17 protein-coding genes are annotated in these 24,017 nt (G+C 49.5%); 6 read left to right on the top strand and 11 right to left on the bottom strand.

The features are described 5' to 3' along the window. Positions 1 to 131 precede the first annotated feature (131 nt). Entirely contained in the window at positions 132 to 1,880 is a 1,749-nt protein-coding gene (locus tag H141_RS0107570) for a sensor histidine kinase (protein ID WP_019675651.1), read from the top strand. Positions 1,881 to 1,925: 45 nt separating this feature from the next. Then, positions 1,926 to 2,834, top strand: coding sequence for a recombination-associated protein RdgC (locus H141_RS0107575; protein ID WP_019675652.1), 909 nt, complete (start codon positions 1,926 to 1,928; stop codon positions 2,832 to 2,834). A 6-nt stretch (positions 2,835 to 2,840) separates the two neighbouring features. Here the strand turns inward: H141_RS0107575 and H141_RS0107580 are convergent, their stop codons facing one another. The 4 genes from H141_RS0107580 to guaB form a co-directional block, all read right to left on the bottom strand. Beyond that, positions 2,841 to 3,677: an HDOD domain-containing protein gene (locus tag H141_RS0107580; protein ID WP_019675653.1), complete on the bottom strand. Its 837-nt coding sequence runs from the start codon at positions 3,675 to 3,677 to the stop codon at positions 2,841 to 2,843. 18 nt (positions 3,678 to 3,695) lie between these two features. Next, positions 3,696 to 6,350, bottom strand: coding sequence for a hybrid sensor histidine kinase/response regulator (locus tag H141_RS0107585; protein ID WP_019675654.1), 2,655 nt, complete (start codon positions 6,348 to 6,350; stop codon positions 3,696 to 3,698). 373 nt (positions 6,351 to 6,723) lie between these two features. Further along, a complete protein-coding gene (gene guaA / locus H141_RS0107595; protein ID WP_019675656.1) occupies positions 6,724 to 8,301 on the bottom strand; it encodes a glutamine-hydrolyzing GMP synthase in 1,578 nt (525 codons plus the stop codon). 56 nt (positions 8,302 to 8,357) lie between these two features. Further along, the gene (gene guaB, locus H141_RS0107600; protein WP_019675657.1) at positions 8,358 to 9,827 is read right to left on the bottom strand and encodes an IMP dehydrogenase; all 1,470 of its coding nucleotides are present in this window, start codon (positions 9,825 to 9,827) and stop codon (positions 8,358 to 8,360) included. Positions 9,828 to 9,980: 153 nt separating this feature from the next. On the opposite strand from guaB, the gene xseA reads away from it, so the two are divergent. The 4 genes from xseA to H141_RS0107625 all read left to right on the top strand — a co-directional run bounded on the left by xseA (position 9,981) and on the right by H141_RS0107625 (position 12,775). Further along, positions 9,981 to 11,318, top strand: a complete 1,338-nt coding sequence (xseA, locus tag H141_RS0107605; RefSeq protein WP_019675658.1) for an exodeoxyribonuclease VII large subunit — start codon at positions 9,981 to 9,983, stop codon at positions 11,316 to 11,318. 116 nt (positions 11,319 to 11,434) lie between these two features. Continuing rightward, a complete protein-coding gene (locus H141_RS0107610; RefSeq protein WP_019675659.1) occupies positions 11,435 to 11,677 on the top strand; it encodes a type II toxin-antitoxin system Phd/YefM family antitoxin in 243 nt (80 codons plus the stop codon). Positions 11,678 to 11,685: 8 nt separating this feature from the next. Beyond that, positions 11,686 to 11,985 carry a type II toxin-antitoxin system RelE/ParE family toxin gene (locus H141_RS0107615; protein WP_026349307.1) on the top strand — a complete coding sequence of 100 codons (300 nt, stop codon included), beginning with the start codon at positions 11,686 to 11,688 and terminating at the stop codon, positions 11,983 to 11,985. A gap of 202 nt (positions 11,986 to 12,187) precedes the next feature. After that, entirely contained in the window at positions 12,188 to 12,775 is a 588-nt protein-coding gene (locus tag H141_RS0107625) for a gamma-glutamylcyclotransferase (RefSeq protein ID WP_019675661.1), read from the top strand. 80 nt (positions 12,776 to 12,855) lie between these two features. On the opposite strand, the gene H141_RS0107630 is transcribed toward H141_RS0107625, so the two are convergent. The 7 genes from H141_RS0107630 to H141_RS0107665 all read right to left on the bottom strand — a co-directional run bounded on the left by H141_RS0107630 (position 12,856) and on the right by H141_RS0107665 (position 23,951). Continuing rightward, a complete protein-coding gene (locus H141_RS0107630) occupies positions 12,856 to 13,713 on the bottom strand; it encodes a hypothetical protein (protein ID WP_019675662.1) in 858 nt (285 codons plus the stop codon). Between the two features lie 140 nt (positions 13,714 to 13,853). Further along, a complete protein-coding gene (locus H141_RS0107640; protein WP_019675663.1) occupies positions 13,854 to 16,985 on the bottom strand; it encodes an efflux RND transporter permease subunit in 3,132 nt (1,043 codons plus the stop codon). 3 nt (positions 16,986 to 16,988) lie between these two features. Continuing rightward, entirely contained in the window at positions 16,989 to 18,131 is a 1,143-nt protein-coding gene (locus H141_RS0107645) for an efflux RND transporter periplasmic adaptor subunit (RefSeq protein WP_019675664.1), read from the bottom strand. Positions 18,132 to 18,304: 173 nt separating this feature from the next. Next, positions 18,305 to 20,560: an arginine/lysine/ornithine decarboxylase gene (locus H141_RS0107650; protein WP_019675665.1), complete on the bottom strand. Its 2,256-nt coding sequence runs from the start codon at positions 20,558 to 20,560 to the stop codon at positions 18,305 to 18,307. 16 nt (positions 20,561 to 20,576) lie between these two features. Then, positions 20,577 to 22,061: a ribosome biogenesis GTPase Der gene (gene der / locus H141_RS0107655; protein WP_019675666.1), complete on the bottom strand. Its 1,485-nt coding sequence runs from the start codon at positions 22,059 to 22,061 to the stop codon at positions 20,577 to 20,579. Between the two features lie 72 nt (positions 22,062 to 22,133). After that, positions 22,134 to 23,309: an outer membrane protein assembly factor BamB gene (gene bamB / locus H141_RS0107660; protein WP_019675667.1), complete on the bottom strand. Its 1,176-nt coding sequence runs from the start codon at positions 23,307 to 23,309 to the stop codon at positions 22,134 to 22,136. A gap of 12 nt (positions 23,310 to 23,321) precedes the next feature. Further along, entirely contained in the window at positions 23,322 to 23,951 is a 630-nt protein-coding gene (locus H141_RS0107665) for a YfgM family protein (RefSeq protein ID WP_019675668.1), read from the bottom strand. Positions 23,952 to 24,017 lie beyond the last annotated feature (66 nt).

Genomic DNA, 24,017 nt, shown 5'->3' on the forward strand with positions numbered 1-24,017 from the left:
AGTTAATAGCTTGCAAGGCCTGTAGCAGACTTATCACAGATATTTAGCATCAGCTATTTTAAAAAGCTGCTTTATTCGTTAAGGTAGGCCAGACTAAGTATCATATAATCCGGTGAATAAAAGGTTATTGCATGCAGCAAAAAAGCCTGTCCCGCAATCTGCTTACCAAGGTGTTGTCAGTTTATTTTATACTGACACTCATCGTCACACTCGCTCAGATTGTGGCGGAGTATTACAACACCAAAAATTTGATTAACAGTGACTTAGAAACTCTGCAACAAACCTTTTCTGGCAGCTTAACCCGGGCAATCTGGGAGCTGAATACTCCGCAGGCATTAATTATCGCCGATGGTTTACTGTCTATCCCGGCAGTGGAAGGCATAGTCGTGCGCGACGACAGTGGTGCAGTTATCACCCAACTTGGTCGTTACATCGATGTTAAAGAACGTTTCAGCAGCCAGTTAGTTCGCGAAGGCGTGCGCTTAACTGAACAGCAATCAGGTATTTTCGGTTACACTTTTCCGCTTATTTTTGAATTTTCCGGGCGGGCTACCCAGGTCGGTGACGTCACCTTATTTTCCAGCCGCTCGGTGGTTATCGAACGGATTAAAGTCGGTATTTATTTTCTGATTGGCAATGCCATGCTGAAAACAACTTTCCTGATTATTCTGTTTTTAATGGCATTCAGGAAACAACTTACCGAACCACTGGCTGATTTAAGCCAGCAAATCGAAGATTTAGAGCTGGACCAGTTAGATGGCGCCCGGGTTGAGATTGATAAAAGCCAGTCGTCGGAGCTAACCTTAATGGCTGATGCCTATAACCGGCTGATTAACCGGGTTCAGGATTATAAAGCGCAACTGGGTAATACTCAGAAGCAATTACTGACGTCTAATGAAAAACTGGATCAGCAAAACCTGGTTCTGGAGCAGGAAGTTGCCCGCAAGACATCTGGCCTTAGTCAGGCAATGATGGACTTGCAGCAACAGAAACAGGAACTGGAACTAAAACAACAGAGCCTGCGGGAAGAAATCGAACGCCGGCGCCATACTGAAGAAGCGCTGCGTAGTAAACAAACCGAGCTGGAGCAGCTGGTGGACCATTTAAATCAGGCGCAGGACCGTCTGGTACAATCTGAAAAAATGGCAGCACTGGGCGGCCTGGTGGCCGGTATAACCCATGAGGTTAATACACCGGTTGGTATTGGCGTTACTGCCACCAGCTTTCTGACTGAAAAGCTCACCAGCTTACAGCAGGCCTTTAACGATAAATCACTGACCTCAAAAACCCTGGAAGCTTTTATTACTGAAGCTTTGCAGGGTACCGATTTACTGCAGTCAAATTTAAGCCGGGCCTCTGAATTAATTGCCAGCTTTAAACAAATTGCCGTCGATCAGGCTAGTGAGGCTATCCGCACCATTAACCTGGCGGAATATATCAACGAAGTGATTCGATCCTTGCAGCCTAACTTTAAGAAAACCCAGCATCAGATCGAAGTGAATTGCCCGGACAATATTACCCTGCGCTGCCCAGCCGGTGCTATTTCACAGATTTTCACTAACTTATTGATGAATTCATTAATCCACGGCTTTGAAGACATCAAAGAAGGCCTGATCCGGATCACGGTGCTGGATGAGGATAATAACGTCGACATTCGCTTTAGTGACAACGGCAAAGGCCTGTCGCCAGAGCAACTGGAAAAGCTGTTTCATCCGTTCTTTACCACCAAGCGCGAGCAGGGTGGCAGCGGCCTGGGTACTCATATTACCTATAATCTGGTCAGACAAACCCTCGGCGGCAGCATCACCGTCAGCAGCGAGCCTGGCAAGGGTTTGCACTACCACATCCGCTTTCCAAAAAACCTGAAACTCGACGGCTGATCCGCGTTATACTCGCCAGCTTGTTAAAAGAAGGACAGGTTTGTTATGTGGTTTAAAAATATCCGGGTTTACAAATTAAGTGCCCCGCTAAGCACTGATCCGCAGCAACTGGAAGCCGCACTGGCTGAATTTAAATTTGCCCCCTGTACCGGCCAGGAAGCCGTCAGAACCGGCTTTAGCTTCCCGCTGCACGCCAGCATTAAGCAGTATTGCCATCCGATGGCTCAGGGCTGGTTATTTGCGGTAAAACGTCAGGAAAAAGTCCTGCCCGCTGCGGTTATTAATGAAGAGCTGCAACCGAAGATTGATGCGATGGCCGCTGAACAGGGCCGGTCGCTTAGTCGAAAAGAAAAACAAAGCTTAAAAGAAGAACTGATCCAGACCTTACTGCCCCGCGCGTTCAGCCGCTCTACCCTGACCCATGGTTATTACGATGCAGAACATAACTGGCTGGTAATTAACACTGGCGGTGCCGGTAAAGCCGAAGACATTCTGGCACTGCTGCGCAAGGCACTGGGTTCACTGCCGGCCTTACCCTGGCTGGATAACCACAAGTTAAACTCGCAATTGCAGCTGTGGTTACAGAATAAAGAACTGCCTGAAGGTTTTATGCTGGGCAATGATGCGGAGTTAAAAGCTCCGGATGAAGAAGGTGCCAAAGTTAAATTTACCAACCATCTGCTCAGCGCTGATGAAGTACAAAGCCACCTGCAGGACAAACTGGTCACCAAAATTGGCTTGCAGCAGGCTGAAGGCTTAAGCCTGCATGTCAGTGATGACAGCAGCATTAAAGGCATTAAATACCACGAGTTACTAACCGGCCAGAACGAAGAAATGGGTTGGGAAGATTTAAGCTTGCGCCTCGATGCCGATTTATTGCTGATGAGCAGCAGCCTGAACCAGGCATTGCTGGCAATTGCTAAGCAACTGCAACACGCCAGCATTAATTCATAAATATAGTTAGTTAAACAGCGCCCGTACATCCTGGTAACTGTCGGCAATTTCCCGTTGCTGCATAAATTCCGGCACAGGTACCAGCTCACGGGCCACATAATCAGCTAACAAAGCCTGAGTCAGCTCTGGCAGGTAGTAATTGCGGTTAATTGCTGCCAGCCGGATAAAGTCGGTATAACCCGGCTCTGGCTCACAACGCGGTTTGCGCCAATGTTCTACCACCGGCATAAATTCGTCGCCAAAGCCCCAGCTTTTAATAATTTTCAGGCCCACTATGGCGGCAATTTTATCAATCAACACCTGCATAAAGGCCGGGTGGCCAAATACTTGTGGATGACGCTCGGCTTCAATCAGCACCGGTAAAGCACCAATATTATGCACCAGCGCCGCCAATGCCATCACGTCACTGCTTAGCTTACAGCCGCTATGCCGGGCTTTGTAAAACTGCAGACAAGCTACTGCCACACTGGCGGTTTGCACACTGTCGCGCCACAACCGATCGAGCTGCTGCTGTACCTGCTTATGCTGTGATACAAACATTTGCTCCATTGCCATCGCGATTGAAATATTTTTTATCTGGCTAAGGCCAATCCGGGTTACCGCCTGATTTAAGCTGTTCACCTGAATCGAACGCCCCATAAAGGCGCTGTTAGCCACTTTAATCATTCTGGCTGACAGTGCCGGATCCTGACTGATCACCTCGGCCATTTGCTGCAAACTGATTTGCGGATCATCAGCCCGCTCCCTTACTCTTAGCGCGATATCGGGCAGTGTCGGCAATACCAGCCGATCAGCGCGTATTTTTTCGTCCAGAATAATCAATAAAGCACGTTGTGCACTCATATAGTCTCCCGCCAGCGGTTAATACTCATTCTGGCTATCTGGTTGAGTATGGTTAATATACTGCTTCATCTCAACCAGTAATGCTGCAATTGCAGCCGGCTGCCCGTTCACCGCTTGTTCTATTTCACCAGCCAGTCTGGTCACTTGTGGATATCCCATACTACCGGCACTGCCTTTAAGGCTATGGGCCGCAAAACGTAATGCTGCCCAGTCCTCACCCCTCAAATGCTGCTGTAATTCAGCCAGTAATACCGGCAACTGCCGGGCAAACTGGCGTTTTAATGCCTGCATTTGTGGATCTTGCTCTAAGCGTTGCAACCAATCCTGCTCGCTGTCTTTGCGTACCTTGGCAAAACGGTTAAGGATAGCCAAAAATTCACTTTGCACCACTGGCTTACCCAACAGCGCCTGACAGCCTGCTTTTTTATAGCGCTCAACGTCTTCACTCATCACATTAGCCGTGACAGCAATAATCGGCACTTCTATGCCGGCCTGACGGATCAGTCGGGTGGCTTCCTCGCCCCCCATCAATGGCATCTGCATATCCATAAATACCAGATCAAAGTCATCATGCAGCACCCTTTCGACTGCTTTATGACCATTATCCACCACGACCACGGTAGCATTACTTTTTTCCAGTAATAGCTTAAGCAGTAACTGGTTATCTGGGTTATCCTCTGCCACCAATACTTTTACTGAGCTGTCGGCCGGCAACGGACTCACGCTATCTGCCTGCTTTTGCTGGGGTTGATAGCTATCAACCAACTCTATGTCTTGCTGCTGGCAATTTAAGATAACCTCGAAGCAACTGCCAATACCCTTGACGCTTTCAACCTGAATATCACCATCCATTTGTTCAATTAACTTTTTGGATATGACCAGACCCAGGCCAGTGCCGCCAAAATGGCGGGTTACCGTGGCATCAGCCTGGACAAAGGGCCGGAAAATCCGGGCCAGTTCATCATTGCTCATACCGATGCCGGTATCTTTGACTTTCACTGACAACTGTCTGGCAATCTGATCATAACTGACCTGAAACACCACCTTGCCATTCTCGGTAAACTTAACCGCGTTGCTACTCAGATTAAGCAACACCTGGCGAAAACGCAGGCTATCGTTGTACAGCATTTTTGGCAGCGGAAACTGCCATTTTAATTGGCAGCTCAGGCCCTTACTCTGAGCCTGCTCACATGCCAGCTGATAAATATCATCAATGGCGGCCAGGCAATCAAACTGCTCACGGTTTAATTCCAGTTTATCGGCCTCAATTTTTGATAAATCTAAAATATCATTGATCAGCCCCAGCAGATGATCACCACTTTTCAACACCCGATTTAAGTAATCCTGACGTTTATGTAAGTCACTTTCCTGCAGTGCCTGTTCACTGAAACCAATAATAGCCGTTAACGGTGTGCGGATTTCATGGCTCATATTGGCCAGAAATACGCTTTTCAGCCGGTTGGCCTGTTCTGCGGTTTCCCTGGCTAAAATCAGTTCCTGGTTGGCGCCGGCCAAATCATCATTGGCCCGGGCCAGATCCTGGGTACGGCGTAATACTTTATCTTCCAGTTGCTGCTTGTACGCCCGCTCCCGTTCCCGGTATACCCGCAGCTGGCGCACCATTACGTTAAAAGCTGCAAACATATCGCCCAGCTCATCCTGCTTTTTTACTTCCAGCAGCACCGATAAATCTCCACGCCCTACTGCTGTTTTGGCTGCAGTAAGTTGTTTTACCGGACTGAATATATGTTTTATCAGCAACCAGTACACCAGTAACGGTAATAACAAGCAGATCAGCACCATCAGCAACAGCAATACCCGTGATAGCCAACGTTGCTCGCCATTGAGCTGGTCTGGGTCAAGCCCGTATAACAACTGGTAATTTCCGGGTAGTGGCGCGCCCAGCAACTCGCGGTACTGGCCCAGTAGTAGTACCGTTTTAAGACTATCAGCGCCTATGCTTTGCTGGATTTGCCGAAAGTTAGTTGGCGCAAAAGCGCTGCTGATCAATGCCGGATCTGCAGCATAAGAAATAGTAGCGGTTTTGCTGATCATCAGGCTGACACTGTTACTGGTATAAGGGGCATTGACAATAATATCTAATAAGCCCGGGGTTACCATGATAACCAGATATCCCCATAAACGGCGTGACTCAGTAAAGGAGCTGACATACAGCTTTTTGGCAAAATACAGCTTTCGCTCCCGACTGTCAGGCAAAGGCGCCAGAAAGTAGCCTTGCTCATCAATCATTGCCTGCAACGGGGAAAAATATTCATTACGGAAGCGGTTGGGTACGGCAATCTCATCCTTGATCTCAGGCAGGTGCAACGCATATTCGCCGTTAAGTTGCACCAGCTTTATTGCTTCAATACCGGGCTGCTCTGCCTTGAAACGTTGCCAGTGGCTCAGCAATGGCGCCAGCAGGGCACTGTCATTGGTTTGCAGATAGTCTTGTAAATTGGGATTCAGCGCCAGCATTTGCAGCTGGGTTTGTTGGGTACTGATAAATTCGTGCAGTTGTTGCTGTTGCCCGGCCAGGGCACTGCGCACCTGATAATAGGTTTGTTGTTGCATATAACGCTGACTGTACTGATACGCCAGATAGCCGAACAGTAACACTGGCAACACCAGCAACGGCAACATGTAGGCAACCAGCGTTTCTCTTAACCTCATAACAGCACGAGCCTGATCAGTACTTCAATAATTCGGAATAGCCACAGCATAACCAGCTAACTGACTGGCTACAAGCTTATTGGTACAAAGGCATGACAACTTGTCAGGCGGTATGGCCAAAGACGGCACTAAGTGCATTACCGAACGGCTGTTGCAGGTAATTAGGAATAAAGTGAATGGTATCATCCATTTAGTCATGATCAAGATCATTAAAGCCAGCAGAATCAGGGGGGAGGTGCAGAAAACATGATTAAAGCGAAACAGCGCCCTGATCATGCCCTCCAGCCGATCAGCTCCGGGAGCATACAAATAGTATGTGACCGGAGTGAGCGGTGAAGACAATGCCGTCAGCGTGGCGAGGATGACGGATAAGTTATTCCCATTCGATGGTGGCTGGTGGCTTGCCGCTGATATCGTAAACTACTCTGGAGATACCATTTATTTCATTGATGATCCGGTTCGACACCTTACCCAGCATGTCATAAGGTAAATGAGCCCAATGCGCGGTCATAAAGTCGATGGTTTCCACTGCACGCAGTGAAATAACCCAGTCGTATTTACGAGCATCACCCATTACGCCAACTGATTTCACCGGCAAAAACACTGCAAAAGCCTGGCTGACTTTATTGTATAAATCCGCTTTATGCAGCTCTTCAATAAAGATAGCATCGGCCCGGCGCAGTAAGTCACAGTATTCTTTCTTGATTTCGCCCAGTACCCTTACGCCTAAACCTGGCCCCGGGAATGGATGGCGATACAGCATGTCGTATGGCAGGCCCAGCTCCAGGCCAACTTTACGCACTTCGTCTTTAAACAACTCGCGTAGCGGCTCTACTAAACCCAGTTTCATATGGGCGGGTAAGCCACCCACGTTGTGGTGCGATTTAATCACATGAGCTTTACCGGTGGCCGAACCGGCTGATTCAATAACATCCGGATAAATAGTGCCCTGGGCCAGCCATTTGGCGTTCTCCAGCTTTTGCGACTCTTCATCGAACACTTCAACAAATACCCGGCCAATAATTTTGCGCTTGGCTTCAGGTTCGTTTTCGCCTGCTAAGGCATCTAAAAAGCGCTGCTCGGCGTCAATTTTAATAATGTTCAGGCCAAAATGGTCACCAAACATATCCATCACCTGCTTGCCTTCGTTTAAACGCAGCAAACCGTTATCAACAAACACACAGGTCAAGTTGGTACCAATGGCGCGGTGCAACAGCATGGCCGTAACCGAGCTATCTACCCCACCGGATAAACCAAGAATAACCCGGTCAGTACCGATTTGCTGTTTTAAGCGGGCCACCGCATCTTCAATAATGGTGGCCGGGGTCCACAGTTTGTCGCAACCACAAATGTTAACAACAAAATGCTCCAGCATCCGCAGGCCCTGGCGGGTATGGGTTACTTCCGGGTGGAACTGCACGCCATAGAACTGACGGGCTTCATCTACCATACCGGCATGCGGGCAGGTCGCGGTCTGGGCACAAGTGACAAAGCCTTCCGGCACGCTGATCACTTTATCGCCGTGGCTCATCCATACGTCCAGCAAGGCATTACCGTTGCCACCTATATGATCTTCAATTTTGGCAAAAAAGTCGTTAGCCGCAATCACTTCTACCTGAGCATAACCAAACTCACGCAAATCTGAGCCCTGCACCTTGCCGCCCAGTTGCTCGGCCATGGTTTGCATACCATAACAAATGCCCAGCACCGGCACACCGGCGTTAAAGACATATTCCGGTGCGCGTGGCGAACCAGCTTCCGTTACGCTTTCCGGGCCGCCTGATAAAATAATACCGGTCGGGTTAAATTCGCGAATTTGCTCGTCGCTGACATCCCAGGCCCACAGTTCACAATAAACGCCAATTTCACGGACCCGGCGGGCAATTAACTGGGTGTACTGCGAACCAAAATCCAGAATCAAAATACGATGGTGGTGAATGTTCTTGCTCATAACAACCTTTGCAAAATAAGGCGGCGGGCCTGGCCCGCCGCGTAAACCTAATGTTGTTAGCCTAACCGGTAGTTAGGCGCTTCCTTGGTGATTTGCACATCATGCACGTGCGACTCACCCATACCGGCGGCGGTAACCTTAACAAACTCGGGCCTGGTGCGCAGGGTCAGCATATCCGGGCTACCCGTTAAACCCATCGCTGAGCGCAGGCCGCCCATTTGCTGGTGAATAATGTTTTCAATCGGGCCTTTATAGGCCACCCGGCCTTCAATGCCTTCCGGCACCAGTTTCTCGGCATTGTTACTGCCCTGGAAATAACGGTCAGACGAGCCATTACGCTGCGCCATGGCGCCTAACGAGCCCATACCACGGTACGATTTATAATAGCGGCCCTGATACAGCTCCACTTCGCCCGGCGCTTCTTCGGTACCGGCAAACATCGAGCCAACCATCACGCAGTGCGCGCCGGCCACTAAGGCTTTGGCAACATCACCGGAGAAGCGGATACCACCGTCGGCAATAATGCACACGTCCGTTCCTTTAACGCCTTCTACCGCATCAGAAATAGCGGTAATTTGCGGCACACCACAACCGGTAACAATCCGGGTGGTACAAATTGAGCCCGGGCCTATGCCCACTTTTACAGCATTGGCACCGGCTTCAGCTAAGGCTTTAGCGCCTTCAGCGGTGGCAACATTACCGGCAACTATTTGTAAGTCAGGGTACTGGGCGCGGGTTTGCTTAACCCGATCAATCACGCCTTGTGAGTGACCATGCGAGGTGTCAATCAACAGAATATCAACCCCGGCTTCAACTAAAGCGGCAATCCGCTCGTCAGTACCCGGGCCTACACCCACTGCAGCGCCAACCCGCAGGCGACCTAATTCGTCTTTACAGGCATTAGGCTTACTGGCGGCTTTGTAGTAGTCACGAACGGTGATCAGGCCTTTTAATTTAAAGTTGTCATCCACTACCAGTACTTTTTCAATCCGGTGCTGGTGCATCAGTTTAAAGGCTTGTTCGCGCGGGGCGTTTTCATTAACCGTCACCAGACGCTCACGCGGGGTCATTACCGCCTGCACGCTGGCCTGTAAATCGGCTTCAAAGCTCATATCACGGCCGGTAACAATACCCACCAGGTTTTGATCTTTATCCAATACCGGAAAGCCGGAGAAACCATGCTGCTGCGCTAAGGCCTGTACTTCACGTACCGTCATATCAGCCGAGGCAGTAACCGGGTCAGACACCACGCCGCTTTCGTATTTTTTCACCTTGCGAACATTAGCGGCCTGCTCTTCAATGGTCATATTCTTATGAATAAAACCCAGACCACCTTCCTGCGCCAGCGCTATGGCTAAACGGGCTTCGGTTACCGTGTCCATAGAGGCCGATACCATAGGAATATTCAGCGTGATGCTTTTGGTCAGTTGAGTGCGTAAATCCGCAGTGTGGGGTAGAACGGTAGAGTGCGCCGGCACCAATAACACATCGTCAAAGGTAAGGGCTTCTTTCTTGATCCTGAGCATTGCAACAATCTCGCTGTGAAGGATGAAAAGATAGGGAATGTTGCGGCGCTATTTTAAAGGATTGTTGGTGATAGAACAATCGGTTTTTTCTTTTTGTGTTAACAGCAGGCCTTGGCGTAAACTAGTCCCAGAACAGCTAACCCTGAGCCACTAATGCAAAACCCCGATATTTATACCGTTTCCCGTTTAAACAGCGAAGTCAGGCTTATTCTGGAGCTGCAGTTTCAGCGCTTGTGGCTGGTGGGCGAAGTGTCTAATTTTGTGCAGGCCGCATCGGGCCACTGGTATTTCTCGTTAAAAGATCAGGCCGCCCAGGTAAAAGTGGCGATGTTTAAGCAGGCTAATCGCAATGCCACGGTAAAACCGCAAAACGGCCAGCAGGTGTTAATCCGGGCGCGGATCAGCGTATACGAGCCGCGCGGTGAATATCAGCTGTTAGCAGAAATGATTGAACCGGCCGGCGACGGCCTGTTAAAACAGCAATACGAGCAGTTAAAAAACCGCTTACAGGCCGAGGGCCTGTTTGATGAAGCGCGCAAACAGCCGCTGCCCGCTCATATTAACCGGGTAGGCGTTATTACCTCGCCTACCGGCGCGGCTATTCGCGATATTGTCAGCGTACTGCAGCGCCGGGCGCCGGGTATTGAAGTGATTATTTACCCCTGCTTAGTGCAGGGCGAACAGGCGGCCGGCCAGCTCAGGCAAATGCTCAGTACGGCGATTCGGCGCAATGAAGTGGATGTAATTATTATTGGCCGCGGCGGCGGTTCGCTGGAAGATTTATGGTGTTTTAACGACGAGCAACTGGCGCGGGCCGTTGCCGCCTGCCCTATTCCGATAGTTAGCGCCGTCGGCCATGAAATTGATTTTGCGCTAACCGATTTTGTCGCCGATGTGCGGGCGCCGACCCCGTCTGCCGCGGCAGAGCTGGTATCACCCGATCAAAGCCATTTACTGGAGCGGCTGCGCCGCTTACAAAGCGCTTTGGTACAAGCCCAGCGCAGTAAACTTAACCATTTAAAGCCTGACCTGAAGCAACTGGAACAACGGCTGTTAACCCTTCATCCAAAACGGCGCTTACAACAACAGCAACAACGCTTAGACGAGCTGCAACTGCGCTTAAACCGGGTTATTGGCCAGCAGCTTGCTAATGCCAAACGCCAGCAGCAGTATTTACAGCAAAGCCTGCAGCATTTATCGCCTGCCAAAGCCATTAAGCAGCAGCACGAGCAGCTACAGCAACTACAACAAAGGCTGCAGCGCGGCATGAGCATGCAACTTAAGCAGCAACAACAAACCCTCGGCCGCCTAAGCAACCAGCTAAACACCGTAAGCCCGCTGGCCACCCTGGCGCGCGGCTATAGCATTACCTTTGACGATAAGCAGCAGGTGGTAACCAGCAGCAAACAGCTAAAAGCCGGGGCTAAGGTAGCGATTAAACTGGCAGAAGGTGGTTTTGATGCCGAGGTGAAAAAGCTGGCAGATACCTAACGGCCAATAAAATATATTTTAGTTTAGCTTTGGCATAAATCGCACGATTTAATTACTTTGCTCGTTTAGCGTTATTGGCTATACTTTGCATCTATTGTCGAATATGGAGCTTAGTCATGCAGACATTAACCGCAAATGACGCCAAACGAAACTTCGGTGAGTTACTACTGAACGCTCAGCGTGCACCAATTAAGATCAGCAAAAACAGCAAAGATGCGGTGGTCGTTATGTCTATCCACGACTACGAAGCGCTTGAGGTGATGAAAGCTGAGTACCTTAAACACTGCTTTACCACTGCGAAAGAAGACTTAGCGCAAGGAAATACAGTTGACGGCGAAACCTTTCTTAACTCGCTGTAACAACAGTTATGCAGAATAGACGATATAAGCTAAGTAACTTAGCCCAGGCTCATTTACTGGGAATAAAAAGCTATACTATGGAAAATTTTTCTGAAGCGCAGTGGCAAAAATACAAGCTAAGTCTGCTCTCTGGCTTGCAAATGTTAGCCGACAACCCCGGATTAGGCCGAAGCTGTGACAACATCTACCTAAACGGGTTTTACTTTCCTGTTGGCAAACACACAGCGTATTTCACAAAAGAACGCGACTTTATCCTGATCGTTGCCGTGTTAGGCCAACCACAACTGCCACAAAATCATCTGAAATAGAACTTCGCATGGAAATGACCAAAAAAACTACAAATGCTTTTTAAACCAACCGATAGGTTGAGCAGTTCGATTATTTTTTTGCGGGGCTAATGCCAGTCCAGTGCCAAAATATATTTAGCCTGCATTAACATCCAGAATATTGCTACCATGCTGAACAATACCCAGAACATTTGTGTAGCGTAATTTGGCTAAGTGGAGAACTATGTCACACAACACCATTACCCTGAATAAACAGCGCCAGCCGCTGGACCACCTGGAATCTGTCTGGCTGTTTGGTTATGGCTCGTTAATTTACAAAGCCGACTTTCCTTATCTGCAGTGTAAACCCGCCTGCATTTATGGCTGGCAGCGCCGCTTCTGGCAGGGCTCGCATGACCATCGCGGCACGCCTGAGGCGCCAGGACGGGTACTAACCTTAGTTGAAGCGCCGCGCGCACGCTGCGCCGGCATGGCTTATCAGGTAACGCCCGACACCTTTGAGCATTTAGACCATCGTGAGAAAAACGGTTACCTGCGGGTATTTACCCAGCTGCATTGGCTGGATGAGCAAGGAGAAACTGAAGGCCTGGTGTATTTAGCCAGCGCCGATAATGAGGCGTATCTGGGCCCGGACAGTGACGAGGCTATCGCGGCCCATATCGCCCAGAGCGAGGGGCCAAGTGGCCCAAATAGTGAATACTTGCTAAAACTGACGCAGGCCCTGCGGGATATGAATGAACAGGATGAGCATGTGTTCGCCATTGAACGCGAGCTGCTAAAGCAACTAACACCAGGATGGAGAGGGAAATAAAGAAATTGTGGATGCCCAATATTCCATTGGCGAGCTTGCATATTTTCAGGCTAATGACGATAACGATTTCTATCAAATCATTAGTTAACAACTGGATTGATTGTAGTCCAATCTTTAACCGATTCGTTAAAAAAGCCCGCTTCAGTATAGGCTTGCTCAATCCGACCTTGGGCTCTGAGTATCGTCAGACCTTTTTCGAGTGCCTCAAAGGTTATCTGTCCTGCCGGGTGTTGTTTGGAAACTGCCACATGCCGACTGTCATTTAATATTATCTTAATACCTTCTATTGCCACAATATCGTAGCCATCACCTGTAAAACGAAAGTTGTTACCGGGTAAGAAGGGTGCCAACATGACATCAACCCAACCACGACTAACAAGCTTTGCCTGTGAGGACCATACTTTTTCATTCAAAAGCTGCTTGGGTGCCAGTTGCTGTAAGCTAAGCCAGTCTGTTGCCCAAATAGGGGTGCTTACAAAACTAAGCTTTTGAATTTGTTCTAAGGTTTTCGCTGAATGAGCTCGGACATTATCGATTGCGGTATACAACCCTGCTATATATTCACCTCGACGAATAAGTGGCTGACTGATAAAAACTTGCGATTGAATATTATTAAGTTCACTTAACCAAAACGAGTCCAAACTAAGTAATAATAGGCCATCTTTAATGGAACGAAGATTTCTTGCGTCATAATTACCAGATTCAAAATGGATATCTAACTTAATCCCACCTAATGAAATAGCTTGTTGAATTAAAACGAAATCAACAATATCGCGGCTGGCATAGGGGCTGTTAAAGTTGGTGATATCTAATACGTGACGCCCAGCCAAAAATCTTTGCACATTACGATAAACATCATTATCAATGGAGATAGTTGTTTTCAGCGTTTGTGCTGAAACAGGCATTAACAGAAATAGCAATATGATAAGAAAGGGCATAGCAATTTCCTGATAATTATCACTGCAAAACATTATAGTTGATTAATGTAATGCAATTGATTAAAAGCGCATCTGCTGAAAAAGACTTTTTTGCGGTGCAGGCTTTGCAGGCAAATACCTACAAAGCCTGAGGTAGAGCATTACCCGGCTTTGCCGGCCTCTGCCTGTTGCTTTAATAAGGCTTTTTCTCTGCGACGCCGGAACGGGCTCTTAATATCTTCCAGGATCAGATAGAAGCAAGGTACCAGGATCAAGGTAATCAAGGTGGCAAACAGTACCGCAAAACTGAGTGATATCGCCATTGGGATCACAAACTGCGCTTGCAGGCTGGTTTCAAACATAATGGGCACTAAACCGAAGAAAGTGGTTAGCGATGTCAGCAAAATGGCCCGAAAACGCATACTGCCAGCAGAGATAATGCTCTCTTTTAACGATAAGCCTCGGTCCCGGGCCTGATTAACATAGTCGGTAAAAACCAAACTGTCGTTAATCACTACCCCGGCTGCGGCAATCATGCCAAAGAATGAAAAGAGTGACAGGTCAAAGCCAAGGAAGAAATGAGCCCATAATGCCCCGGTCATGCCGAAAGGGATCACCGACATAATGATCACCGGCTGACTATAGCTTTTCAGCGGGATAGCCAGCAGGATATAAACCAGCAGCAAGCCGGCCACCATGTACAACAGCATTTCGTTACGTTGTTTTTGCTGTTCTTCTATCTGGCCACCCAGTTCTGATTTAACCCCGGGAAAACGCTCCAGCAAATCAGGCATAATATCTGTTCTTACCAGCTTCACCACCTCAGAGGTAGTAACCTGCTCTTGATCAACACTGGCTTCAATCCGCACGTTTCTGAATCCCGCCTCGCGGTTAATCCGGGAAATACCCGGTAACTCGGCAATTTCAGCAACATCACCCAGCATCACATACTCGCCGGTGGGCAGTTTCAGGCGGGTATGCTGCAAAGATGCCACCTGCTGCCGATGCTCTCTCGGATACCGCACCATCACCCGTACTTCATCGCCGTCGCGGATCATCCGCTGCGCTTCTATGCCATAAAAGCTGTAACCAACCTGCTGCGCCAGCCAGGTGGGGGTTAAGCCCAACTGATGCGCCAGTGGTTTCAGTTCGAGGTTAAGTTCTTTACTACCGGAATCGATACTGGAGCCTAAATCATAAACGCCCGGTATTTTGCTTAACTCGCTGATTAACGCATGGCCGGCCGCATTCAGCTGGTCAATATCAGTGCCGAACAAGCGATAACCCAGTTCCCGTTGTCCGCCGCCACTGAATAAATCATCTTTGACCTGAATAGTCCGCACCCCGGCCAGTTCGGGTAAACTTTCCCGCCAGCGCCGGCCCAATTCAAAGGCACCTATAGGCCGGTCTTCTTCATCAACCAGAGTAACCAACAGGGTACCGCTGGTCTGGTTGTTCAGCCAGGCCATCACATGTTTTATCATCGGCTTGCCGGTTTGCTCAGTCACCAGGGCTTCCTGCTGATAAACAAGTTGTTCAAGCTGCTGCAAAATGGCCAGGCTTTGTTGCTCTGAGGCATTTTGATGCATTTCAAAGCGGATTTCCGGATAGTCATGCGGCACTGGCGGGGTCATGACCATTCGGACATGGTTGGCAGAAATTAAGCCAAAGCCACTGAGCAGGATGCCAAAAAACACCCCAAGGGTAACGTAACGGTGCGCCATACACGCTTGCAGCAACGGTTGATAACGTCGTTCGATAAAACCCTGAAAACGTTTATTAAAACGCATACGCCAGCCATTTTCCGGCAAAGGTTTTAATTTAGTATGGGCTAAATGGGCCGGCAGGATTAATTTTGATTCCACCAGACTGAAAAACAAACAACACACCACTACTATAGATATCACTTTAAATTCATTGGCTTCTATACTGTTGCCCAGCATAAAGGGCGCGAATACCGCCATAGTGGTTAATACGCCAAAGGTTGCCGGGGTGGCGACCCGCTGGGCACCGCGGATAATGTTATCGACACTATGCCCTTGCAGCTCGGTTTCATGATAAGCACTTTCGCCGATAACGATAGCGTCATCCACCACGATACCCAGTACCATTATAAAAGCGAACAAACTAATAATATTGATCGTGACGCCGGCAAACGGCATAAGCCAGATGGCTCCCAGAAAGGCAATGGGTAAGCCCAGCATCACCCAGAAGGCGACTTTAAAACGCAGAAACAGCATCAGCATTAAAAATACCAATACCGCGCCCTGCAACAGATTGCTCCACATCATGTTCAGACGGCCGTTCAGGTAGTACGTCATATCAACCAGGCTGTGTAACTGATAATCACCCTGCAATTGCTTATTTTTAAACTCAACGTACTGTTTAACGCTGGCGGCAACGTCAGGCAACGACTGGGTTGCCGAGGCTTTTACTGCCATAAATGCTGCGGGTTTGCCATCGTAGCGCATGTAGTTTATGCGCTCTTCAAAACCATCATAGATGTTAGCAATATCACCCAGCCGGATCATTTCGCCCTGAGGCCCGGTAATCACCGGCAACACGGCAAACTCGTCAGCCCGATAAGCCCGTTGCTCGGAACGGATTGTGATCATGCCGGCGTCTGAGCGGATCATCCCGGCAGAGACATTGTCAGAGTGCTGAGCTATCGCCCTGCTGATATCCTGTAAACTGATGTTGTAACGTTCAAGCGTCGCCGGATCGATTTCAATACCAATTTCCCATGCTGGCATCGCATCAAAATCAACGAAACTGATATTCTCCAGTTGCAACAGCTCATTCTTTATCTGCCGCCCCATCGCTTTTAGCGCCAGTTGATCCGACGTACCTGTCAGCACCAGATTTACCGCATCCTGGCGCCACTCTACCTGATAAATTGTCAAGGGTTCCATCGCGCCCGGAAAGGTACTGATGGCGTCCATTTTCAGTTTCACCTGATCTAAACGGGATGAAATATCTGTACCTGGTATCAGTTCAATGCTAACCCGGCCACCACCACGCCAGGCGTTGCTGCGATAACGCTTAATCCCTTCGATATCGGTCAGGGCTTCTTCTATTTTAATCAGGATGCCTTCTTCAATCTCCTGCGGTGCAGCACCGCGAAAGGTGGCATTAACGTGGATATAATTAACTTCCACTGCCGGAAACATCTGGCGCTGCATAGTGGCGTAGGTTACCAGCCCCATCACCACGATAAATACCATCAGCAAATTGGCGGCAACACTGTTGCGGGCAAACCAGGCAATAATGCCTTTGTCAGGATTATAAGGCATGATTTACTCCGCTTTAACCAGCTTATCGTCGCTTTGCTCAGTACGCACCGCCATCCCGGGCTGCGGGAAATTGGGCACCGTAAGAATAAGCTGTTGGCCATCGGTTAACCCCGCTTTGACATAAGCAAATTTACCGGTCTGCCGAACGACCTCAACGTGTTGCTGAGCCATGGTCATGTCCGGTTGCAATAACCAGACTTTGCCATTGGATAACGCATCTTGCGGGATGGTATACAGCTTGTCTTCAACCCGGCCTGCCAGACGCACTTCCACATACTGGCCAAAACGGATAACCGGCTGCTGGCTGCGCACGGCATAAGGATCATCAAGTTGCACCACTAAATGGCTCATTCTGGTCTGGCTGTTTATCAATCCCAAATCCCGTACCACTTTCGCATCGCGGCTAACATGCTCCGTTCTCAGCTGGGCCGGAATACCTGCACGCTCTGCAGGTAAATAGGCCAGATCAAAGCTGGCAACCGGTACATAAAGCTCTGCCTGCTCAACACTGTATAATTCGCCCAGCGCCGTACCGGTACTCACCACCTGGCCTAAACCTATATTGCGTTTTACTACCAGTGCATCATAAGGCGCGCTAATACGGGTACGATCTAAATCGCGATGAGCTTTCTGCAGGCCTGCCTGCGCTGATTTTAATGCTGCTTCTGCGCTGAGTAACTGAGGTTGGCGTAATGCTAAAGCAGTGATTTGATCGCGGGACAAGTGCTTTAATTCCTGCTCAGCTACCCGGGCTTGCGCCTGTTCCTGTGCCAGAGCAGATTGCGCACTGGCTACGGCAGCCTGAGCACTTAGTAAGGCCACCTGATAATCTGCATCATCCAGCTGCACCAATACGGTGCCTTTGGTAATAACGCCACCGGCAATAAAGTTCGGGTCTAAGGCGATGATCCGCCCCGCTACTTCGGGTGTTAAGGTGGTTTGCTCTTTTGGCCTGACTTCTGCCCAAAGCTGCAACTCAAAGCGATGCGATTGCGCCTGCAACTGCTGGGTAACAACCAGCGGAGCCTGGGACCTGGCCTGATCTTTTTGCAGCGGTGGTTTAGCTGTAGCTTGTATCGCAATAAATACCAGGAATGCTAATCCAAATACGCCGGCTGCAAGCAAGCCTTTTTTCCATGTTTTCATTAGTCCACTCCCTAGCTAATCTTCTGTGCTTAACATAGCAAAAAGGACGTAAAAAGATAGCGACAAACTGTTAGCAAATATGAACTGCAGCAGCAAAAAAAAGGATTGAATAGTATTAGCTATTCAATCCCCGCTTTAATATCAGCTTTACGCAACAGCTTAGGGCGTTGACACTACTCCTTCACTACATCAATAAAGTAATGACTTTCACCGGCGACCGTTTCCCGTACCAGACCATGCACATCGGTCTCAAAGCCGGGGAACTGGCCGTTAAAGGCCCGGGTAAATTTAAGGTAGTTAATGATGGTGGCGTTAAAGCGCTCGCCCGGCACCATCAACGGAATACCCGGTGGGTAAGGCGTAACTAACATGGCAGTAACCCGGCCGGCAATATCATCGATCGACACCCGCTCAATTTCACGGTGCGCCATTTTGGCCCAGGCATCAGCCGGGGTCATCGCGGTTTCAATGGTCGACAAATACATCTCGGTGGTCACTTTCGCCACATCGAACTGACGGTAAATATTGTGAATTTGCTGGCATAAGTCGCGCAGGCCAACTTTTTCGTAACGTGGGTTCTTGGCCACGAATTCCGGCATCACCCGCCACATTGGCAGGTTTTGGTCGTAGTCGTCTTTAAATTGCTGCAGCTCGGTAACCATTGAATTCCAGCGGCCTTTGGTAATGCCAATGGTAAACATAATAAAGAACGAGTACAGGCCGGTTTTTTCAATAATAATGCCGTGCTCAGCCAGGTATTTGCTGACAATAGTGGCCGGTATGCCCTGCTCGTCAAACTGGCCCAACATATTCAGGCCCGGGGTAATAATTGTGGCTTTAATCGGGTCGAGCATATTAAAACCCGACTCTATTGGCCCGAAACCGTGCCAGCTGTCGGTGGCATGTAACACCCAGTTATCGCGCTCACCAATGCCCTCTTCCGGCAGATGCTCAGGGCCCCAGACTTTGAACCACCAGTCGTCATCACCAAACTCAGCATCCACTTTGCGCATAGCGCGGCGAAAATCGATGGCTTCCAGTAAGCTTTCTTCAACCAGCGAAGTACCGCCCGGTGCTTCCATCATCGCAGCAGCGACATCGCAACTGGCAATAATCGCATACTGCGGGCTGGTTGAGCTGTGCATTAAATACGACTCGTTAAACCGATGCGTATCTAAATTACGGTTGGTGGCGTTTTGTACCAGAATTTGTGATGCCTGAGATAAGCCTGCCAGCAACTTATGGGTAGACTGGGTAGCGAATACCAGAGTTTCATCTGAGCGCGGCCGGTCTTTACCGATGGCGTGCATATTGCGATAAAAATCGTGGAAACTGGCATGCGGCAGCCAGGCCTCGTCAAAATGCAGGGTATCGATGGTTGAGCCCAACTGCTGCTTAATTTCTTCCACGTTATACAAAATACCGTCGTAGGTGCTTTGGGTAATAGTTAAAATACGCGGTTTTTTGTTTTTAGCATTCCGGGCAAACGGGTTAGCTTCAATCTTTTTAGCAATGGCTTCGGGCGAGAACTCACTTTTCGGGATCGGGCCAATAATGCCGTAATGGTTGCGGGTTGGCATTAAAAACACCGGTATCGCGCCAGTCATAATAATTGAATGCAAAATCGACTTATGACAGTTGCGGTCGACCACCACAATATCGCCCGGCGCTACCACTGAATGCCAGACCATTTTATTTGAAGTAGAGGTACCGTTGGTGACAAAAAACAAATGGTCAGCATTGAAAATGCGGGCGGCGTTTTGCTCGCTTTGCGCTACCGGGCCGGTGTGATCCAGCAACTGGCCCAGCTCGTCTACCGAATTACAAACATCGGCCCGCAGCATATTTTCCCCAAAGAACTGGTGAAACATCTGGCCGACCGGACTTTTTAAGAACGCCACGCCACCGGAATGGCCCGGACAGTGCCATGAGTAAGAGCCGTCAGACGCGTAATCCATTAAGGCATTAAAAAACGGCGGCGCCAGGGCATCCAGATACTTTTGCGCTTCGCGGATAATATGGCGGGCGACAAACTCCGGCGTGTCTTCAAACATATGAATAAAGCCATGCAGCTCACGCAATACATCATTCGGAATATGCCGGCTGGTCCGGGTTTCACCGTATAAAAATATCGGAATATCGGCGTTGCGTTTACGTACTTCTTTAACAAAGGCCCGAAGCTCAGTCAACGCGGTATTGACATCAGCATCGCTGCCGCTGCCAAACTCTTCATCGTCTATTGATAAAATAAAACACGAGGCGCGGCTGGCCTGCTGGGCAAAAGCCGTTAAATCGACATAGCTGGTGTAACCGACTACCTCGAAGCCATGGCTGCCGATAGCCTGGGCTAAATCACGAATACCTGAGCCCGAGATATTTTCTGAACGGAAATCTTCATCGATAACAATAACCGGAAAACGAAATTTCATCAGTTAGTCCTTGCTGTTAATCTTTTTTCGCCACTTTCTGACGGGCCTTCATTAACCGCTCGCGCTTGTATTTTTGCAGCGCGGTTTCGGTGTTCTTTTTGGTCGGTGTAAAGGGGTTCTCTCCCTCCCGGAACTCGATCCGTACCGGCGTACCCATCATTTGCAGCGCTTTGCGATAGTAGTTCATTAAGTAGCGTTTGTAAGAGTCAGGTAAGTCTTTAACCTGATTACCATGAATGACAATAATCGGCGGATTATAGCCACCGGCATGGGCATATTTCAGTTTTACCCGGCGGCCATGCACCATCGGCGGCTGGTGATCTTCCTGGGCCATTTTCATAATCCGGGTAAGCAACGAGGTACTAACCCGCTTGGTGGCTGAATCAAAAGCCTCTTCTACCGACTCAAATAAGTTACCGACCCCTGAGCCATGCAAGGCTGAAATAAAATGCAAGCGGGCGAAGTCGATAAAACCCAGCCGGCGGTCCAGCTCGCGTTTTACTTCATCTTTAATGCTGTCGTTCAGGCCATCCCATTTATTGACGGCAATGACTAACGAACGGCCGGCATTTAAGGCAAAACCCAGAATGCTTAAGTCTTGATCCGAAATGCCCTGTTGCGCATCCAATACCAGCAACACCACATTAGCTTCTTCAATGGCCTGCAGGGTTTTTATCACCGAGAATTTCTCGACCATGTCGTCAATTTTGCCGCGACGGCGCACGCCGGCGGTGTCGATCAGGGTGTAATTGCGCTCGTTGCGCTGCATTGGAATAAATACCGAGTCGCGGGTGGTACCGGGCATATCGAACACTACCACCCTTTCCTCACCTAATATCCGGTTAGTCAGGGTCGATTTGCCGACATTAGGCCGGCCAACAATCGCCAGTTTAATATGTTCACTGCGCAAGCGGGCTGCTTCGGCGTCAGCTTGTTCCTCGGTAAGGGTTTCCAGCGCCGGGCCAGGGTCAGCTTCGGCGTCATTGTCAGCCCCAGCTATTACGCTATCGGCCAGAAACGGTAATAAAGCATGCTGTAATAGTGACGACACGCCGCGGCCATGAGCAGCTGCTATCGGATATACCTCGCCAATGCCCAGGCTGTAAAAGTCAGCCACGGCACTATCAGCATCCAGGCCATCGATTTTATTAGCCACCAGAAACACCGGCTTTTCAACCCGGCGAATGTGGTCGGCAATGGCGCTGTCACCGACGGTCGCGCCCGCCCGGGCGTCAACCATAAACAGCACCACATCAGCCTCGTCTATTGCTTTTAAGGATTGCTCAGCCATTTCAACTTCGATGCCTTGCTCATTGCCATCGATACCACCGGTATCTACTACAATAAACTCCAGGCCTTCGAAATTAACCGAACCATACTTACGATCCCGGGTTAAGCCCGGAAAGTCTGCAACCAGAGCGTCACGGGTGCGGGTTAAACGATTAAACAGTGTGGATTTGCCAACATTGGCGCGCCCCACCAGGGCTACTACAGGTAACATTCAGTCAACCTCAGAAATAAGAAAACAGGCCCATTCAGGCCTGTTCCTTCAGTTATATGCCTAGGGTACCGGTTAAGGTACTTGTAATAAGACTAGCTCACCATTGCGGCTTGTCACTAATATATAGTCATCAGTAGCGACAGCTTCGCGGTAAAAACCTGAACCATCCATACTTTGCCGGGCAACGAAATCGCCGTTGTCCCGGTTTAGCCAGTGCAGATTGCCCTTCGCATCACCCACCACCAGATAGTCTTTATAAACAGTTGGCGCGGTTAGAAAATGCCGTTGTAAGCCCTGCTGGCCCCAAACTTCGGTGCCGTTGCGCCGATCTACTGCATAAATACCGCCGGTTGCGTCAACCAGATATAAAATATTGCCCGCCACTGCCATATTACGGAAACTGGCGTAGTCGCGCTTCCATAGCTGGCGGCCACTGCGCAGTTCCATTGCTACCAGCTCACCATTATAAGCAATTGCATACAAGGTACCGGCAACGACAATAGGCTTGGCATCTACATCCACCAGCCGGGATAAATCAGTGCTGCCTTGCGGCGTCGCTATCGCTTCTTCCCAGGCCTGATAACCTCGTTCAGCGATCAATACGCCAACCCGGCCCGTGCCGCTACCGTAAATAACGCCACCGGCTTCAATCACTGGCTCGCTAACCCCACGAATGGTAAGGGCCGGTTGTTCATCATCAAATACCCAGCGCTGCTCACCGGTATTCGGGTCCAGTGCAATCAGGCTGCCAGCAGTTGTGGCGACTACCAACAGGCCATCACCAATTGCCGGGCTGGCTAACACTTCACCTTTTACCGGCACCCGCCATAACAGCTCGCCGGTTTCAGCACTCAGTGCAAACACTTCACCATCTTCAGTGCCCAGGTATAATTTGTTATCGTTAAAAGCTACCCCACCGGCAATCCGGGCGGTATCGCCGCTAAAGCGGGAAAATAACGATGAACTACCTTCATTGCGTAAATCGAAACTCCATAAAGTACGGCCATTGCTGAGGTTTTTAGCCACTACAATACCGTCCCGGCTGGCGGCATACACTTTATCGTCACGAATAAGCGGCTTTAAGCCTGACTCATAATGTGCGACGCCCTTACCTACTTTACTTTGCCAGACTTTTTTTGGGCTGATGCTATTTTGCACGTCCGGCAGCACCAGTTTTTCTTTACTGGAACAGGCAGTTAGAGCCAGGGCTACAATTACAGCCGCTGATATTTTTCCGAATAATTTCACGCCTACCCCTTGTTAACTGGCTGTAATATGTGCCAATTCATCCAGTTTTACCTGCAATAATGGCCGGTTTTGCTCGCTGCTGGCCAATGCTTGCTGATAAGCCGCTTTCGCCTGAGCTAACTCGCCGGTTAACTGCAATACGTCACCTTTTAACTCGGCCTGCTGGGCTGCAAAGGCTTCTGGCACCGCTAACTGCAAGGTTGCCAGCGCATCGGCATAATTGCCCTGCTCGCGCTGTACCCGGGCCAGCCGTAACTGGGCAATCGCTTTTACCGGGGCATCTTTGGCGTTATTCATCACCCAGCTCAGATGCTCAGCAGCAACGGTAAGTTGCTGATTGTCAATCGCTTCGCGGGCTGCCAGCAAGGCAGCAAATACTGCATAACTGGTGTCACTCTGCGCATCAATAAAACCCCTGGCACTGGCTAGCCAGTCGCTGCCTTCGGTTTGCTGCTGTTCCAGCAACTGGCTGTACTGGGCTGATACCTGCTCTGCCTGGCTGCGCTGCTCGGCCTGAAAATAGCGCCAGCCGTATAGGCCTGCCAAACCAATCACCACACCACCTAAAATCGCTTTGCCGTAGTCATTCCAAAAGCGTTTAATGGCTTCAACCTGTTGTTCTTCGCTGCTGTAAATTTCCAATGTTACTACTCCGTAATATCCTGCTAATCTGTTTAAGTACCGGCTGGCTTGGGCCTGATGACAGTT

Source organism: Arsukibacterium perlucidum DSM 18276, assembly GCF_000382165.1.
In the GTDB taxonomy this organism is placed as follows: domain Bacteria; phylum Pseudomonadota; class Gammaproteobacteria; order Enterobacterales; family Alteromonadaceae; genus Alishewanella; species Alishewanella perlucidum.

Bases quoted from the DNA above. Each gene is read 5' to 3' on its own strand.
- H141_RS0107570 (WP_019675651.1), top strand. From the start codon at position 132: ATGCAGCAAAAAAGCCTGTCCCGCAATCTGCTTACCAAGGTGTTGTCA.
- H141_RS0107575 (WP_019675652.1), top strand. From the start codon at position 1,926: ATGTGGTTTAAAAATATCCGGGTTTACAAATTAAGTGCCCCGCTAAGC.
- H141_RS0107580 (WP_019675653.1), bottom strand. From the start codon at position 3,677: ATGAGTGCACAACGTGCTTTATTGATTATTCTGGACGAAAAAATACGC.
- H141_RS0107585 (WP_019675654.1), bottom strand. From the start codon at position 6,350: ATGAGGTTAAGAGAAACGCTGGTTGCCTACATGTTGCCGTTGCTGGTG.
- guaA (WP_019675656.1), bottom strand. From the start codon at position 8,301: ATGAGCAAGAACATTCACCACCATCGTATTTTGATTCTGGATTTTGGT.
- guaB (WP_019675657.1), bottom strand. From the start codon at position 9,827: ATGCTCAGGATCAAGAAAGAAGCCCTTACCTTTGACGATGTGTTATTG.
- xseA (WP_019675658.1), top strand. From the start codon at position 9,981: ATGCAAAACCCCGATATTTATACCGTTTCCCGTTTAAACAGCGAAGTC.
- H141_RS0107610 (WP_019675659.1), top strand. From the start codon at position 11,435: ATGCAGACATTAACCGCAAATGACGCCAAACGAAACTTCGGTGAGTTA.
- H141_RS0107615 (WP_026349307.1), top strand. From the start codon at position 11,686: ATGCAGAATAGACGATATAAGCTAAGTAACTTAGCCCAGGCTCATTTA.
- H141_RS0107625 (WP_019675661.1), top strand. From the start codon at position 12,188: ATGTCACACAACACCATTACCCTGAATAAACAGCGCCAGCCGCTGGAC.
- H141_RS0107630 (WP_019675662.1), bottom strand. From the start codon at position 13,713: ATGCCCTTTCTTATCATATTGCTATTTCTGTTAATGCCTGTTTCAGCA.
- H141_RS0107640 (WP_019675663.1), bottom strand. From the start codon at position 16,985: ATGCCTTATAATCCTGACAAAGGCATTATTGCCTGGTTTGCCCGCAAC.
- H141_RS0107645 (WP_019675664.1), bottom strand. From the start codon at position 18,131: ATGAAAACATGGAAAAAAGGCTTGCTTGCAGCCGGCGTATTTGGATTA.
- H141_RS0107650 (WP_019675665.1), bottom strand. From the start codon at position 20,560: ATGAAATTTCGTTTTCCGGTTATTGTTATCGATGAAGATTTCCGTTCA.
- der (WP_019675666.1), bottom strand. From the start codon at position 22,061: ATGTTACCTGTAGTAGCCCTGGTGGGGCGCGCCAATGTTGGCAAATCC.